Below are 15291 nucleotides of genomic sequence, written 5' to 3'. Positions count from 1 at the left end.
TCGGCCGCAACGGTTGACAAATGGTCATACCATAGGTCCATACTGCTCGAACCGAACGGCCCGTGGCCTCCGGCACCGGACCCCTCGGCACCCGAAGCTCTGCGACAGTTCCGCACTCACATCGTGGTGAGCCCGCCTTGTTCCCGGCGGCGGTCCGCTCACCGAAGGGAACCGCAATGCACAAGAGGCGAAGCACCCGACGGACCGTCTCGGCCGTCCTCGCCGGCGGCCTGGCGTTGACGATGGCCGCCGCGTGCGGCTCCGGCGCGGCCAGCTCTTCCGACGCGGCCCAGACGACGGCCGACCAGCGCAACCCCCAGCAGCTCGCCGAAGTGGCGGCGAGGGAAGGCCAGGTGGTCTGGTACACCACGTTCGCCGACGCCGACGTCGCGCCGATCATCGCGTCGTTCAACAAGGTCTACCCGAAGGTCAAGGTCAACGCGCTGCGGCTGAGCGCCGACAAGATCCCGCCGCGCCTGATCACCGAACAGCGCGGCGGCAAGTTCAACGCCGACGTGGTCTCCGGTGACTCCCCGCAGATCGCCCAGCTCCTGCAGGCGGGCGCGCTGCAGCCCTACCAGCCGGTCGACGCCGCGCCGCTGCCCGCCGGGCTCAGCCTGCCCGACGGCTACCAGGGGGTCGTGTACGCCGTCACCACCGTGCTGTCCTGGAACCCCCAGGTGCTCACGCAGAAAGGCCTGACCGCGCCGAAATCCTGGGAGGATCTCACGAAGCCCCAGTGGCGCGGGCAGTTCTCGATCGACCCCGGCGCGGTCAACTGGTACGACAGCCTGATCACGGCGATGGGCCACGACAAGGCACTGGCGCTGCTGAAGGGCCTCGGCGACAACGCGCCGGTGTTCGTCGAGAGCCACACGCAGTCACTGACCAACGTGCAGGCCGGCGAACCGCTCGCCGCCGCGACCGCGTACGGCTACAAAGCCTCCAGCCTCAAGAAGAAGACGCCGAACACCCTCGACTTCGTCAACGGCACGCCGCTGCCGGCGTCGCTGAACCTCATCGACGTCGTGAAGAACTCGCCGCACCCCAACGCCGCCCGCCTCTTCGACGACTGGATGGTCTCGAAGGCCGGGCAGCAGGAGATCGTCGACGTCACCAACCACACGTCGGTCCGCCCGGACGTCACCAACGACGCGAACGTGTGGGACGAGACGAAATGGCCGGCCGCGTGGGGCCACCCGAACCTCTCGCAGGCGGACTACAACAACGAGCTCGCGGAAATGAAGTCGGCACTGAAAGCGCCGTGACTCCCTGACGGCCGTGGCGGACACCGCCGGCGAAAGGACCCCCGATGACCCTGCTGGACACCCGACCCGGCGACCCGGCACCCACCGAGACCGGCCGGGCCGCGAAGACCTCGCGCCACCGGTCCTGGCGGTTCCTGCTGCAGCCGCGCTACCTCACGCTCGCCATCGCGGCGATCGCGGTGGCCTACCTCGCGCTGGTGCCGGTCGGCACGATGATCTACGCCAGCCTGCAGACGTCGTTCCTCGGCACCGGTGTTTCGACGTGGACGCTGCACAACTACGCCACGACCTTCGCGGCCGACGGGTTCGGCACGCTGGTGCTCAACTCGTTCCTCTACGCCGGGCTCACCGCCATCGTCTGCACCGTGATCGGGTTCGGGCTCGCGTGGCTGGTCAGCCGGACCAACACCCCGTGCAAGACGTTCGCGCAACTGGCGGCGCTCGTGCCGCTGATCGTGCCGGGCATCCTCAACACGGTGGCGTGGGCGCTGCTGCTCTCTCCCGAACGCGGGCCGCTCAACGGTGTCCTGCGATCGCTGGGACTGCCGGCGTTCAACATCTACTCGATCGCCGGCATGGTGTTCGTGCAGTCCATCCACGTCGCGCCGGTCGCGTTCCTCATGGGCACGGCGGCGTTCAGCTCGATGGACTCGTCGCTGGAGGAGGCCTCGCTCGCGTCGGGTGCCTCCCCCGTGCGCACCTTCCGGGTGATCACGCTGCGGATGGCCCGCTCGGCGATCCTGTCGGCCGGGCTGCTGATGTTCATCCAGACCATCTCGACGTTCGAGGTGCCGCAGCTGATCGGCGTGCCGGGCCACACCTACGTGTTCGTCAGCCGGATCTACAGTGCGCTGCAAGCGTTCCCGGCCGACTACGGCACGGTCGGCGTGATCGGGGTGTTCGTGCTGGTGATCGCCTCGATCGGGCTGGCCCTGTCGCAACGGCTGAGCCGGCGCTCGGCCACCCAGACGATCACCGGCAAGGGATTCCGCTCCACGGTGCAGGACCTGGGCAAGTGGCGCTGGGCCGGGCTGGCCGTGTTCATCCTGTTCTTCCTCATCGCGGTCGTGCTGCCGCTGGCGATGCTGATCTGGTCGTCGCTGCTGCCCGGCTACGAGCCGCCTTCGCTGAAAGCACTGGGAGACCTGGGGTTCGGCAACTACGCCCAGATCTTCCGGCAGCCGGCCCTGATCGAGTCGGTGCGCAACAGCGTCGTCACCGCGGTGAGCTCGGCGGTGATCGTCACCGCACTGAGCGCCGTGGTCGCCTACCTCACGGTGAAGACGAAGGTGTTCGGCCGCGGGCTGCTCGACGGGCTCGCGACGGTACCGATCGCCGTGCCCAGCATCGTGATGGGTGTCGGCATCCTCTACTGGTACCTCGCCGCGCCGCTGCCCGTGCACCTCTACGGCACGCTGACCATCCTGGTCGTCGCGTTCGTGACGATCAGCCTGCCGTACGCGATGCGCTACCTCGCGCCCGGCATGGCGCAGATCAAGGATGAGCTCGAAGAGGCGGCGACCGCGAGCGGGGCGTCCTGGCTCCAGACGTTCCGGCGGGTGTTCATCCCGCTTCTCATGCCCTCGCTGCTGGCCGCGTTCCTGTACACGATGATCGTCGCGTTCCGCGAGATCTCCGCGGCGATCTTCCTGTACTCGTCCGGGTCGGAGGTCGTGTCCGTGAGCATCTACGACCTCTACTCCAACGGGTCGTACCCGGTGGTCGCCGCGCTCGGCGTGGTGATGGTGCTGTTCCTGACGATCCTCGTCGCCGGTGTCCGGCTGCTCGGGCGCCGCTTCGGGATCCAGGGCGCGAATCAGAGCTGAGCAGACCCGACAACCAACCCGCAGGAGAATGGGATCCGAAGATGATCAGGCTGACCGGACTGACGAAACGATTCCCGGGCCGGACCGTGGCGGCCAACGCGGTCGACGGGATCGACCTGGAGATCGCCGAGGGCAAGCTGGTGACCCTGCTGGGGCCCAGCGGCTGCGGGAAAACCACCACCCTGCGGCTCATCGCCGGGCTGGAACGCGCCGACGCCGGCTCGATCGAGCTCGACGGCAAGATGGTCTCCGACCCGCGCAACGGGGTGTTCGCCGGCGCGCACCGCCGGCCGATCGGGATCGTGTTCCAGTCGTACGCGATCTGGCCGCACATGTCGGTGGTGCAGAACGTGATGTTTCCCCTGCGGGTCAACAAACCCCGGGTCCGGGCCGCCGCGGCGCGCAAGAAGGCGCTGGACGCGCTCGACCTCGTGGGCCTGGCCGACTTCGCCGAGCGCCCGGCCCCGGCGTTGTCCGGTGGCCAGCAGCAGCGGGTCGCGCTGGCCCGCGCCCTGGTGCGCGAGCCGAAGGTGCTGCTGCTCGACGAGCCGCTGAGCAACCTCGACGCCGGGCTGCGCGACCGGATGCGCGACGAGATCCGCGCCGTGCAGCAGCGGCTCGGCATCACCACGGTGTTCGTGACCCACGACCAGGACGAGGCCCTCGCGGTCTCCGACGACGTGGTGGTGATGAACAGCGGCTCGATCGTCGAACGCGGCCGGCCCCAGGAGATCTACACCCGGCCACAGCAGGAGTTCACCGCGCGCTTCCTCGGGGTCTCCAACACGCTCACCGGCGTGGTCACCGAGGTGTCCGACACCGGGGTGTGCGTGCAGGTCGGTCCGGGCCGGCTGGTCTGCCGCGCCGGCTCCGGGCTGAGCGCGGGCGACACCGTCAGCGTATTCATGCGGCCCGAGAGCTTCGGGTTCTCCCGCAAGCAGCACGACGCCGAAGCCTGGAAGGGCACGGTGGAGTTCAGCATCTACCACGGCGACTGCTGGGACTACTACGTCCGGCTCGGCGACGACGTGCTGAAGGTCCGGGTCTACAAGGAGAAGGTCGGCCTCGCCCACGGCGACCCGATTTTCCTGCAGCCCGAGCCCGAGGACGCGATCGTCCTGCCCGCGCACTGACCCGAGAGGAGCACGGCCGCCGATGACCGCCCCGTATCCCCTGTCCGCACAGGCTCCCGGCGTCCCCGCACCGCTGCCCGGCTTCGACTACCCGGCGCCGCGGTTCCCGGGGTACCTGCTGCAGGAGCGCACCGACGACCTCGAGGAGCTGATGCCGCTCGCGCGGGCGCACGTGCGGCGCCGGTACGGCCGGTCCGCGCTCGGCGACGTCCGGCCCGGCGACGAGCTGCTGATCGTCACGTTCCCGCACCAGCACGAGCTGGTGTTCCAGGCCATCCGCCAGGCGCTGCTGGAGATCGGCGTCGCGAAGGTGGACCGCATCGACGTGACCGACCTCGGCATGGAGGTGAAGTCCTACAGCGCGGCCGAGGGCTGGCGGGAGATCACCGACCGGCTGCCGCCGATGATCGAAGAGGGCATCGAGTTCAACGTCGCCGCGGCGGCGCTGAAGCGGTTCCTCGACGACCGCCCCGGCTACACCGGCGTCTACGCGGGCGAAGCCGGTCGCTCGCACTGGAAACGCGCCGCCGGCAAGCGGATCCGGAACAACTGGGTGTACTCGACCTACGAGGACTTCATCTCCCGCGCCAACGGGATCCCCGACGAGATCTGGCGGACCGTGGACCTCATGGTGGTCGACGCGTTCCGCGACGCCGCCGAGGTCCGCATCACGAGTCCCGAAGGGACGGACCTCGGCTGGCAGGTGACCCCGCAGCAGGCGCAGCTGTGGCCCAAGGGCGCCTACATCTCGGGGCACATCCTCGGCTCGACGATCCAGGGCATCCGGTTCGGCCACCCGGCCGAGACCTTCCTGCGCGAAGCCAAGACGCTGATGCCCACGCTCAACGGCGTGATCGGCGGGACGAGCAACCACACCGGCTACTTCGCGCACGCGTCGGTGACCGTCGAGTCGGGGATGATCACGAAGATCGAGGGCGGCGGCCGCTACGGCGAACTGTGGCGCGAGGTCGTGGAACGCTACCGGGACACGCACTACCCCGGTTTCCCCTATCCGGGCTGGGCGTACTTCAACGACGCGTCGATCGGCACCAACCCCAAGAGCTACCGCCAGATCGAAACCCTGTGGAACTACAACGACTCCTGGACGAACCTGCCCGAGCGCGCGCAGGCCGGCGTGATCCACTTCGGCTTCGGCGCCGAGCACTGGGACCAGACGTTCCTCTCCTACGCCAAGGAGCACAAGTTGCCGACGATGCACTTCCCCCACGTGCACAACCTGTTCGCCACCTACGAGATCCGGCGGCGCAGCACCGGCGAGTGGGTCAAGCTGATCGACAAGGGCCGGATCACGGCGCTCGACTCCGAGCGCGTGGTGCGGCTCGCCAGCAGCCTCGGCGGCACGCACCACCTGGAGTACGACTGGATTCCGGCGGTGCCGGGCATCAACTACCCCGGGGAATACCACCGGGACTACGCGCCCGACCCGGTGTCGTGGATCCGCCGCGAGCAGAACGGGGAGTTCGCCCGGTGACCGCGCCGTTCTACCTGCCGGCCGGCGACGAGGTCGACCTCTTCCGCGCCGCCTACGACCAGCGCATCCCGGTGCTGCTCAAGGGACCCACCGGGTGCGGCAAGACCCGGTTCGTCGAGTACATGGCCTGGGAGATCGCGAAACAGCGCACCGGGACACCGCCGGACGAGCCGCTAGTGACGATCACCTGTCACGACGACCTCACCGCGGCCGACCTCGTCGGCCGGTACCTGCTCTCGGCCGAGGGCACAACGTGGCTGGACGGGCCGCTGACGCGGGCCGCGCGCACCGGTGCGCTCTGTTACCTCGACGAAGTGGTCGAAGCCCGCAAGGACACCACCGTGGTGCTGCACTCGCTGACCGACCATCGGCGGACGCTGCCGCTGGAACGGCTGGGCACCACCGTGACGGCGCACCCGGATTTCCTGCTCGTGGTGTCGTACAACCCGGGCTACCAGGTCGCGAGCAAGGATCTCAAGCCGAGCACCCGGCAGCGGTTCCTGGCCATCGAGTTCGGCTACCCGGACGCCGATCTGGAGGCCGAGATCATCGCGCACGAAGCGGGCGTGCCCGCGGACGTGGCCGAGGCGCTGGCCGCGCTCGGCGCCCGGATCCGCAACCTCGACGCCGCCGATCTCGTCGAGGGCCCGAGCACCCGGCTGCTCGTCCACGCCGGCGCGCTGATCGGTCGCGGGGTCGCACCGCGGCGTGCGTGCGATCTCGCACTCGTGCTGGCCACCAGCGACGACCGGGACGTGCAGGACGCCGTCCGGCAGGTGACGCACGCGGTGTTCGCGGCATGACGGCGGCTCCCGCCCACCTGAGCGAGCGGACCGGCTCGCTCTCGCTGTACTACCGGGCGCTGTGCGGGCGCGGCTGCGAACTGGTGCCCTACGACGACGATGCGGAGCTTCGCCAGCGACCCGACACCGCGACGACCGTGCGGCTCCCGTCGCACGTGCACTCGGGCCCGTCGTGGTACCAGGTGGCGTTGACGCACCGGGCGCTGCACCACGAACTCGGCACTTTCGAGCTCGACCTCGACCGGCCGGAGCCGTTCTTCCGGCGGCTGCGCCCGGCCGGTCTGCGCGGCGGGCTCGACCGCTTCGCCGGCCTGTTCGGCCGGACGGCGCTCGCGGTCGAGGTGTTCACCGTGCTCGAAGACCTGCGCCTGGACACCACGGCCCTGCGGCTGTTCCCCGGTCTGGCACCGGCCTACGAGCGGGTGCGCGACGACGAGCTGGCGACGAGACCGGACCTCGCCGGGCTGCCGGCCCGTTCCGCGGCGGCCGAGGCGCTGGTCCGGCTGAGTCTCGGCGCCACCTCGCTCCGGCTGCCGCGGTCGCTGCATCCGGCGGTCACGCGGATGGCCGCCGTGGCCCGGGTACTGGCCCATCGCGAGTCCACTGTGGAATCGGCGGCCGAGGCGGCGATCCGGTGCTACGGCCTGCTCGCACGGCTGCCCAACCTCGCGCCCGCGGCGGGACCGGACGAAGGGGTCGTGGTCACCGAGTCCGATGTGGACGACGGCTTCCCGCTGCCCGGTCCCGAGTTCCGGCTCGAAGGTGACGAGGTGTTCGACGTCCGGTTCGCGCCCGTCCGCTACCGCGACGTGCCCGGCCCCCGGTATCTCGGCTTGGCGGCTTCCGGCATGCCGCTCACCGAGGCGATCCTGCGGACGACCGGCGAGGACGGCCAGGCGGCCGACGAGTTCACCGAACGCTCGATGGCGGCCGAGAGCGGACAGGTCGACGTCACGGCGGTCCAGCGCCCGCCGGAGCCATTGCCGCACGACCACGGCCCTGACCTGGAAGACCACCACCACGGGGAAGCCGGGCCCGTCCACGCGAGCGGACGGCACGAGTTCGCCTATCCGGAGTGGGACCACCGCGCCGGGCGGTACCTGGCCGACTGGTGCCTGGTCCGGGAGAAACGGCCCCGTTCGGGGCGCAGCGGCCGCGCGCACCGCGACGCGCTCAGGCGCAACCGCGCACTGCTGCCCGCGCTGACCGCGCAGCTGGAACGCATGGCTCCGCTCGGGCGCCGCCGGCGCACGCGGCTGCGCCACGGCGACGACCTCGACCTCGACGCCTGCGTCGAGGCCATGGCCGACCTGCGGACCGGACGGACGCCGGGGGAAGCCGTGTACAGCGCGCTCGAACCGGTGGCCCGCGAGGTGGCCGTCGCGTTCGCGCTCGACCTGAGCTCGTCGACGGCCGAACGCCTGCCCGAGCGCGACGACGGGATCCGCCGGATCCTCGACCTGGAGCGGGAATCGGTGGCGTTGCTCCTCGAAGCGGTGGAGCGGGTCGGCGACAGCTACGGCATCTACGGGTTCTCCGGCACCGGCCGCCAGGACGTCGTGGTTTCGGTCGTGAAGTCCCTCGACGAGCGGCGCACCCCGGCGACGCTGCGCCGCCTCGACGGGCTCGTGCCGCAGCACACCACTCGGATGGGCCCGGCCATCCGGCATCTCACCCGCCGGCTCGCCACGCACGGCGCGCCTTCGAAGCTGCTCGTGCTGGTGTCCGACGGCCGTCCGTTCGACCTCGACTACGGGCAACAGTACGGCGAGGACGCCGTGCTGGACTACGCGCTCGCCGACACCACGCGCGCGCTCGCCGAAGCCCGGCTCGCCGGGGTCCGCCCGTACCTCATCACCGTCGACCCGGCCGGCGGCGACTACCTGCGGACGATGTGCGATCCCGACACCTACCACGTGATCGCCGATCCGCGTGACCTGCCGGTGGCCCTCGCGCGGTTGTACGTCACCGCCCGGCGCGCGTAGCGGGAGTCAGTGCGGCCGGGAGAGGTCGCCGGGCCGGAACCCTTCCACCGTCGAGGTGACGAGCCCGTCGAACTGGTCCTTGTCCTCCCGCGGGTAGACCCAGCGCAACGCGGCCATCGAAGCGGATCCCGTGAACCCGCGTTCGTAGAAGATCTTGCCGTCGCCCTGGTAGCCGGAAACCGAGTACCGGTCGCCCTCGACCTTCTGGTAGGTCACCTGTCCGCCGTCCGCCTCCACCGCGGCGACCGCGCCGGCCAGCGCCTGGGCCGCGGACTGGGTCGAATTGGCGCCCCACACCGCCAGCGTCGCGTCGGCGTCGGAGCTGCTGAACGTCATCCCGTCCCCGTTCGGCGGGGTGTACGGGGTCGCGAGGTAGCTCTCGGAAATCAGCGCGGTGAACCCGAACCGGGGGTTCGTGTACGTCGGCCCCTCCGCTGACTGATCAAGCGAGGGCGTCGTCGGCGTCGGGGAGAGCGACGTCGAAGGCGGCGGAGAAGCCGGAGGCGACGAGGCGGGCGCCGGTTTGCCGAGCATCGTCAGGAACTTCGGCAGCAACAGGTCGCCGATCCCGTTGTAGGGCAGGGTCACGGTCTCTTTCCCGGAGGCCGTGTCGCAGCCGAGGTCGTACCACTGGATCTCGAACTCTGCGCCGGTCGCGGTGAACCCGATGGCCGCGCCCGGCACATGGTCGGCGCCCGAGCCGCGATCGGCCGCGTCGATGGTGACCTTCTCCCCCGCACCGTCGATCGTGGGGACCCGGCAGAACCCGTTTTTCGTGACCGGCTCGAGCCGCTGGGTCAGCGTCCGCATCCCGGCCGCGGTCAGCACCTCGGGCCGGAACATGTCCTTCGGGCCGAGCACCTGTCCCGTGCCGAGGTCGACGTTCACCGTTTCGGGGAACCGCCAGGTCGTGTGCGACAGCACGGCCGAATCCAGATCGTGGTCGTACCGCACGGAAAGCAGGCTCGGCGTCCGCAGCAGGATCCGCGCCGTCGTGTGCGCCGCGGCCGTGTCCCCTCGCTCCTGGAACATCTCGCGATTGCCGGCCACCCCGTCGCGGATCGCCTTCAGCCGCTTGTCGACCGGTGCCCGCAACGCGTCGTTGATCCGTTGCCGGACGGTGGGATCCTGGCCGCCGGACACCTGCGGGAACTGGAGGTCGTAGGTGACCGGCAGCGCCGGATCCCGCCCCGACGTGGTCTGGAGGCTGACGGTGAGCGCCGCCGCCTGCGCGGGCGGATCGTCGTGGTGGGCGAAGATCGCCACTCCTCCGGCGACGAGCGCGCCGACGACCAGCACCGCCGCGGCGATCTTGCCGGCGATCACCGCGGTCGCGCCCACCCCGGAACCCGTGGCCGGCACCCCGCCACCGACCCCGCCCGCGATCCCGGCCGCCGTGCCGGCGCCGACCGGTGCGGCGGCCGTGCCGGCCGTGGCCAGGAGCGCCAACGGAGTCAGCGCCGTCAGCGCGGCGGCCGAGGTGGCCAGCCGCTTCCAGCCGCGCTTCTCCCAGTTCTTCCCGTAGGCCTTGCGGGCGACGGTTTCCAGCTCGCTCACGAAGGCGTCCGCGGTGGCCGGTCGCCACGCCGGGTCCTTGGCCATCCCCCGCGCGATCAGCGGACGCAACGCCTCGGGCACCGCGTCCACGGGCACGGGCGCCGCCTGGTGCAGCGAACGCAGCCCTTCGGTCGTGTCCGCCCGGAACGGCACCTGCCCGGTGACGCACTGGTAGAACACGCAGGTCGCCGCGTACACGTCGGTGGCGGGCACCCCGGGCTGCCCGGACCACTGCTCCGGCGCCATGTACGACGGCGAACCGGCCGTCAGCCCGTTGTGACCGTCCAAAGTGGCGAGTCCGAAGTCGACCAGCTTCGACTCGCCTTCCCGCGACACCAGCACGTTTCCCGGTTTGTAGTCCCGGTGGACCACCCCGGCCGCGTGCGCGTCGGCGAGGCCGAGCAGCGAGCCCTTCAGGATGGCCAGCGCCGCCTCGGGGGCGAGCACGTTCTCCGCCGCCAGCAGCGCGCGCAGCGACACCCCGGGCACGGCCTCCATGACCAGAGCGGCGCCGTCCGGCGTCTCCACGAAGTCGAAGAGCCGGACCACGTGCGGGCTCCGGACGCCGGACAGCAGCCACGCCTCGCGCCGGAAGCCGTCCGCGATCCGCGCGTCGGCGAGGTACTCCGCGCGCAGGTACTTGATCGCCGCCATCCGCCCCGACGCCTCGTGCTTGGCCAGCACGACCCGCCCGAAGCCGCCGATGCCGAGCACGTCCACCTCGGTGAACCCGGGCACGTGCCAGGTGTCGCCCATCCCCCGCCCCCTCCGCGAATCGCGGAGGACATCAGACCACGACCGGTGCTCCGGCACTACCGGAATGTGGCATTCAGTGCGAAACCGTCACACTCACGGGTCACGCCGGCTCGGATTCCTCCGCCCGGGCGGCGGCGTACCTGCGCACCGGGTTGGCCCGGCCGAAGTGACCGACGGCGAAGGCGGCGGTCGCGAGTCCGCCGACCATGAGCGCGAGCACGGGGCCGACCGCCGCCGCGACGGCACCGATCACCGTGTCGCCCAGGGCGGGCCCGCCGCGTGAGGCCATCTGGTAGATCGCGGAAACCCGCCCGCGCATCGCATCCGGCGTCTCGAGCTGCACCGCCGCCTGGCGGATCGTCGTGGCCATCGCGTCGAACGCGCCGAGCAGCAGGCAGGCGACCAGTGCGACCACGAGCCCGCCGGCCCAGGCGAGCAGGACCGCGCTCAGGCCGTAGGCGATCGTCGAAGCGAGGAGGACCTTGCCGAGCCGCTTGCTGCGGTCGACCACCCGGAAGACCGTGTACGTCGCGACGAGCGCTCCTGCCGACGGGGCCGACGAGAGCAGCCCGTACGCCGTGGCGCCCAGGTGGAACCGGTCGATCGCCAGTGTGGGCAGGAGGACCCGGTACGCCGCGAAGACGGTCGCCACCAGGTCGAGCAGCACCATCTGCCACACGATCCGCCGCCCCAGGACGAACCGGACCCCCTCCGCGAACTGCTGCCGCAGGGTGATGTGCTCGCCCGACCCCGGCAGGTGCGGGATCCGCAGCAGCGCCAGGGTGATCATCAGCAGCAGGTAGGTCACCGCGTCGACGGCGTACATCAGGCCCGGCCCGCTGACGGCGATGAGCACCCCGGAGAGCGCGGGGCCGAGGAGCACTGCGAGCTCCCGGGACGGGTTGAGCAGCGCGAAGGCCTGCGGCAGCTGAGCCCGCGGGACCAGGGCCGGGATCAGGGCTTGGCGCGCGGGCTGGTCGAAACTGGCCGCCGCGGTGGTGAGCACGACCGAGCCGACCACCTGCACGACGTCGGCGTGGCCGGTGAAGCTCGTCGCGGCGAGCGCGAGCGCCACGACCATGGCCACGGCTTGCGACCACTGGAGGAGCTTGCGCCGGTCCACCCGGTCCGCGTAGACGCCGGCCAAGGGACTCAGCACCACCAGCGCCACGACCTGGGCGGCTCCCACCAGCCCGGTTTGCGCCACCGAACCGGAGAGCTCGTAGACCTGGTAGAGGTTGGCCGCGATCGTTCCCCGGCTGCCGATCTGCGACAGGACGACGCCACCCCAGTAGAAGTCGAAGTCGCGGTTGCGCAGGACCTCGGCGACCTTCATGCCCGCCATAATGCCTGATGGTATGACCAAAAGTCCACGCTTGCCGCGCAGCTCCCGGCGGACCACAATGCGAAAGGTAAAATGGTCCGCCCAATCAGGAGGCTCGGTGTCGACGAAGACCACGACGAAGACCACCCACTACCACCAGCAGAAAGCCCGGCGGGCGAAGTTCCTCGAAGACTGGCGCGACAACCACCGCACGATCATCCGGAGCGAGGACGTCGCCCTCGAGAAGACCGCGCGGGGCATGCGCACCGGCGTCTACATGGGCGAGGACGGTGACAACCCGACGCGCTCCATCGACGCCCTCGTGCACGAGGTCGACCACGGCGTCGTCACCACGATCCACCGGCACTCCTGGGACGCCATGGCGCTCGGCGTCGGCGGCCGGGGCTGGATCGAGATCGACGGCGAACGCGTGACCGTCGCCCCCGGCGACTCGGCGCACATCCCGGCGTGGGCGTGGCACCGCTCGGGCAACGACAACGACGAGACGTTCCGCTACCTCACCTTCTCCAGCGAACCGCTGCTCGCCACGATGGGCATGTCGATCCTCGACGACCGCGGGCACGAGCCGGTCGAGAACCTCCCGGGCCGGCCCGAGTTCAGCGCTCCCGACGCGCAGGGAGACGACGCGTACGCCCGTCGCCTGCGCCGGCTCGGCAAGGAGCAGCAGAAGCGCCGCAGCGGTCGGCTCCACACCGACTGGGACGAGCTCGAAATGCTCAACACCCCGCGCGGTACCCGCACGACCTTCCTCCTCGACCGCGCCATCGGGTACCAGGCGTCCGGCATCACGATGGCGATGTTCGAGATCGGCCAGGGCCGGCAGCAGTCGATGCACCGCCACGCCGGCGAGGCCTGGCTGTACGTGGTCGAAGGCGAGGGCCACTCCTACCTCGGCACCGAGCCGGAGGGCGGGGAGAACCACCCGTGGAAGAAGGGCGACCTGATCGTGGTCGACCACTTCCTGTGGCACCAGCACTTCAACGACTCGAAGGAGAACACCGCGCGGGTCGTGCGCATCCACATGTTCGACAGCCTGCTCGAGACGATGCGGGCGCTGATGGATCCCGCGGTGCTGTTCGAAGAGCCGCCGGACCACATCCGCGACGCCCAGGCCGGCGACGTCAACACGGTCGTGTGGCCCGCCCTCGACCGGCCGTCCTGGCCGTGAGCGAGCGGACGCTCCCGCCCGGAGTCATCGGGCTGCACGCGCTCCCCTCGGACCACCACGACGGGCCGTGGGACTCGATGATCGTGCCGGCGGGTACCAAGGAGCGGCTGCTCGGCACCGCGCTGCTCGTCCTGCGGCAGGGCCGGCTGCTCGGCGGGCTCTCCGGCGCGCCGCACGGCCTGATCGTGCTGGCCGGCCCCCCGGGTACGGGCAAAACGACGCTCGCGCAAGGGCTCGCGCAGGCCGCCGCACGGAAAATGGCCCCGCGCGGCGCCACCACGCTGGTCGAGGTCGACCCGCACGCGTTCCCGAGTGACATGCTCGGCGAAAGCCAGCGGGCCGTCTCGCGGCTGTTCCTCGACACCCTGCCCGAGATCGCCGCGCGGCGACCGCACACCGTGGTGGTGATCGACGAGATCGAAGCGCTCGCCGTGCGCCGGAGTTCGGCCTCGTTCGAGACCAACCCGGTCGACGTGCACCGCGCGACGGACGCCGTGCTGTCCGGTCTCGACCAGCTTCGCGCGCAGTGCCCGCACCTGGTTCTCGTGGCCACGACCAACTTCGTCGACGCGGTCGACGAGGCGGTGCTCTCCCGGGCCGACCTGGTCATGAGCACCACGCTGCCCGACGACGAGGTCGTCGAGCGGATCGTGGCGTCCTCGCTGACCGAGCTGGCCGAGCAGTGGACCGGGCTGAAGCCGCTCGCCCGGGACGCCGATCTCCGTGCGGAGCTGGCGAAGGGCCTGCGCGGTCTCGACGGCCGGCGGGTCCGCAAGTCGATCCTCGCGGCGCTGACGCTGCGGACCGAGGTCGCCCTCGACCCGGAGCAGCTCACGGCCGACGACCTGCGCCGCGCGACGCAGCTCGACGGCTGACGACGGCCGAACGCGCGGTGCCGGGTCGACGACCCGGCACCGCGCGTTTTCCGTGCGGGCGAACTACTTGGCGCCGAACGCCTTGTCCACAAAGGACGAGTCGATGAGCGACGCGAGGTCGACCTTGTCCACCCCGTTCACCGAGCCCTCCAGCGACTGCTGCGACGACTTCAACTGGTCCACCGTGGCCACCGGCGGGTCGGTGAGCACCTCGCCCGCGTAGTACTTCCAGGTGGCGTCGAGCGCGCGCTGGTCGGTGACCCCGAGGTGGGCGCCGAGGATCTTCGTCGAGTACGCCTCGTCGGAGCGTTCGCGGTCGAAGCCCTTCTTGAGACCGGCCATGAACTTCCCCACGACGTCCGGGTGGTCCTTGAGGTACTCGGACGTGCTGGAGATGCCCACGTTGATGTTGGGGATCTTCTCCTTGGCCATGTCGATCACCATGTGCAGCCCGGCGTCTTCGAACTTGAGGCTCGCGGGCGGGTGCGTGGCTGAGGCGTCGATGGTCTTGGCCAGCAAGGCGTTGTTGACGTTCGTCACCGAGCCCAGCGGGACCAGGTTCACGTCGGTCGGGTTGATGCCCAGCTTCTTCAGCGCCTGCAGGGTGCCGATGTACTGCGATCCGCTCTTCGTCGTGTAGCCGATCTTCTTGCCGCGCAGCTGCGCGGCGGTCGGCACGTTCGCGTAGATCTGGTACGGCAGCACCGGGGTGAGCGCGGCCAGCACCTTCACGTCACCGCCGGCCGCGGTGCCGGCGACGATCTGGGAGCCACCCATCGAGGCGAGCTGCGTCTGGCCGGAGATGAGCGCCGGGTACCCCTGGTTGCTGTCGAGCTTGATGAGCTTGACGTCGAGCCCTTGCTCCTTGAAGTAGCCGGCTTCCGAAGCGATCCACAGGGGCAGCTCGTCGGCGACCTCTTCGCTGTAGCTGACCGTGACGACCCCGTCGGCTCCGGCGTCCGACGAACCGCCGCAGGCGGTGAGGAACGACGTCGCGAGCGCCACGGAAAAGGCGACGCCGAAGGCGCCAGACTTGAACTTCATTGTTCTGTCCTTCTGGGAATCGTGGTGGGGAGGGGGAAC

Annotated in this window: 11 protein-coding genes; 8 read left to right on the top strand and 3 right to left on the bottom strand. The window is 70.5% G+C overall.

Translation table 11 applies throughout. From position 1 onward, the window contains the following. Positions 1–176: 176 nt before the first annotated feature. The 6 genes from AB0K15_RS42245 to AB0K15_RS42220 are packed head-to-tail and all read left to right on the top strand — an operon-like array spanning position 177 to position 8507. On the top strand, positions 177–1268 hold the full coding sequence (locus AB0K15_RS42245) for an extracellular solute-binding protein (RefSeq protein ID WP_364064866.1): 1092 nt from the start codon (positions 177–179) through the stop codon (positions 1266–1268). 44 nt (positions 1269–1312) lie between these two features. After that, positions 1313–3094 carry an iron ABC transporter permease gene (locus AB0K15_RS42240; RefSeq protein ID WP_364064862.1) on the top strand — a complete coding sequence of 594 codons (1782 nt, stop codon included), beginning with the start codon at positions 1313–1315 and terminating at the stop codon, positions 3092–3094. 41 nt (positions 3095–3135) lie between these two features. Continuing rightward, complete coding sequence (locus AB0K15_RS42235; RefSeq protein WP_364064856.1) at positions 3136–4227, top strand: ABC transporter ATP-binding protein; 1092 nt, start codon at positions 3136–3138, stop codon at positions 4225–4227. A gap of 22 nt (positions 4228–4249) precedes the next feature. Beyond that, a complete protein-coding gene (locus AB0K15_RS42230) occupies positions 4250–5719 on the top strand; it encodes a hypothetical protein (protein WP_364064849.1) in 1470 nt (489 codons plus the stop codon). Beyond that, on the top strand, positions 5716–6522 hold the full coding sequence (locus tag AB0K15_RS42225) for a CbbQ/NirQ/NorQ/GpvN family protein (protein WP_364064841.1): 807 nt from the start codon (positions 5716–5718) through the stop codon (positions 6520–6522). Before AB0K15_RS42230 ends, AB0K15_RS42225 begins: the two co-directional genes overlap by 4 nt. Then, positions 6519–8507: a hypothetical protein gene (locus tag AB0K15_RS42220; protein ID WP_364064835.1), complete on the top strand. Its 1989-nt coding sequence runs from the start codon at positions 6519–6521 to the stop codon at positions 8505–8507. Before AB0K15_RS42225 ends, AB0K15_RS42220 begins: the two co-directional genes overlap by 4 nt. Before the next feature lie 6 nt (positions 8508–8513). Here AB0K15_RS42220 and AB0K15_RS42215 read toward each other — a convergent pair whose 3' ends face one another. Further along, complete coding sequence (locus AB0K15_RS42215; protein WP_364064828.1) at positions 8514–10820, bottom strand: protein kinase; 2307 nt, start codon at positions 10818–10820, stop codon at positions 8514–8516. A gap of 100 nt (positions 10821–10920) precedes the next feature. Further along, on the bottom strand, positions 10921–12165 hold the full coding sequence (locus AB0K15_RS42210) for an MFS transporter (protein ID WP_364064822.1): 1245 nt from the start codon (positions 12163–12165) through the stop codon (positions 10921–10923). A 97-nt stretch (positions 12166–12262) separates the two neighbouring features. Here AB0K15_RS42210 and AB0K15_RS42205 point away from each other — a divergent pair, with 97 nt between their 5' ends. Then, positions 12263–13333 (top strand): cupin domain-containing protein, encoded by a 1071-nt coding sequence (locus tag AB0K15_RS42205; protein WP_364064816.1) that lies wholly within the window; start codon positions 12263–12265, stop codon positions 13331–13333. Beyond that, positions 13330–14208 carry an AAA family ATPase gene (locus tag AB0K15_RS42200; protein ID WP_364064809.1) on the top strand — a complete coding sequence of 293 codons (879 nt, stop codon included), beginning with the start codon at positions 13330–13332 and terminating at the stop codon, positions 14206–14208. Before AB0K15_RS42205 ends, AB0K15_RS42200 begins: the two co-directional genes overlap by 4 nt. A gap of 63 nt (positions 14209–14271) precedes the next feature. On the opposite strand, the gene AB0K15_RS42195 is transcribed toward AB0K15_RS42200, so the two are convergent. Next, on the bottom strand, positions 14272–15252 hold the full coding sequence (locus AB0K15_RS42195; RefSeq protein ID WP_364064802.1) for an ABC transporter substrate-binding protein: 981 nt from the start codon (positions 15250–15252) through the stop codon (positions 14272–14274). Positions 15253–15291: the final 39 nt, after the last annotated feature.

Source organism: Amycolatopsis sp. NPDC049253, assembly GCF_040678995.1.
Lineage (GTDB): Bacteria > Actinomycetota > Actinomycetes > Mycobacteriales > Pseudonocardiaceae > Amycolatopsis.
Note: the sequence above shows the minus strand (reverse complement) of the source record. Positions and strands in the feature narration are given on the sequence as shown.

Coding starts and splice junctions, on each gene's coding strand:
- AB0K15_RS42245 (WP_364064866.1), top strand. CDS start 177: ATGCACAAGAGGCGAAGCACCCGACGGACCGTCTCGGCCGTCCTCGCC.
- AB0K15_RS42240 (WP_364064862.1), top strand. CDS start 1,313: ATGACCCTGCTGGACACCCGACCCGGCGACCCGGCACCCACCGAGACC.
- AB0K15_RS42235 (WP_364064856.1), top strand. CDS start 3,136: ATGATCAGGCTGACCGGACTGACGAAACGATTCCCGGGCCGGACCGTG.
- AB0K15_RS42230 (WP_364064849.1), top strand. CDS start 4,250: ATGACCGCCCCGTATCCCCTGTCCGCACAGGCTCCCGGCGTCCCCGCA.
- AB0K15_RS42220 (WP_364064835.1), top strand. CDS start 6,519: ATGACGGCGGCTCCCGCCCACCTGAGCGAGCGGACCGGCTCGCTCTCG.
- AB0K15_RS42215 (WP_364064828.1), bottom strand. CDS start 10,820: ATGGGCGACACCTGGCACGTGCCCGGGTTCACCGAGGTGGACGTGCTC.
- AB0K15_RS42210 (WP_364064822.1), bottom strand. CDS start 12,165: ATGGCGGGCATGAAGGTCGCCGAGGTCCTGCGCAACCGCGACTTCGAC.
- AB0K15_RS42195 (WP_364064802.1), bottom strand. CDS start 15,252: ATGAAGTTCAAGTCTGGCGCCTTCGGCGTCGCCTTTTCCGTGGCGCTC.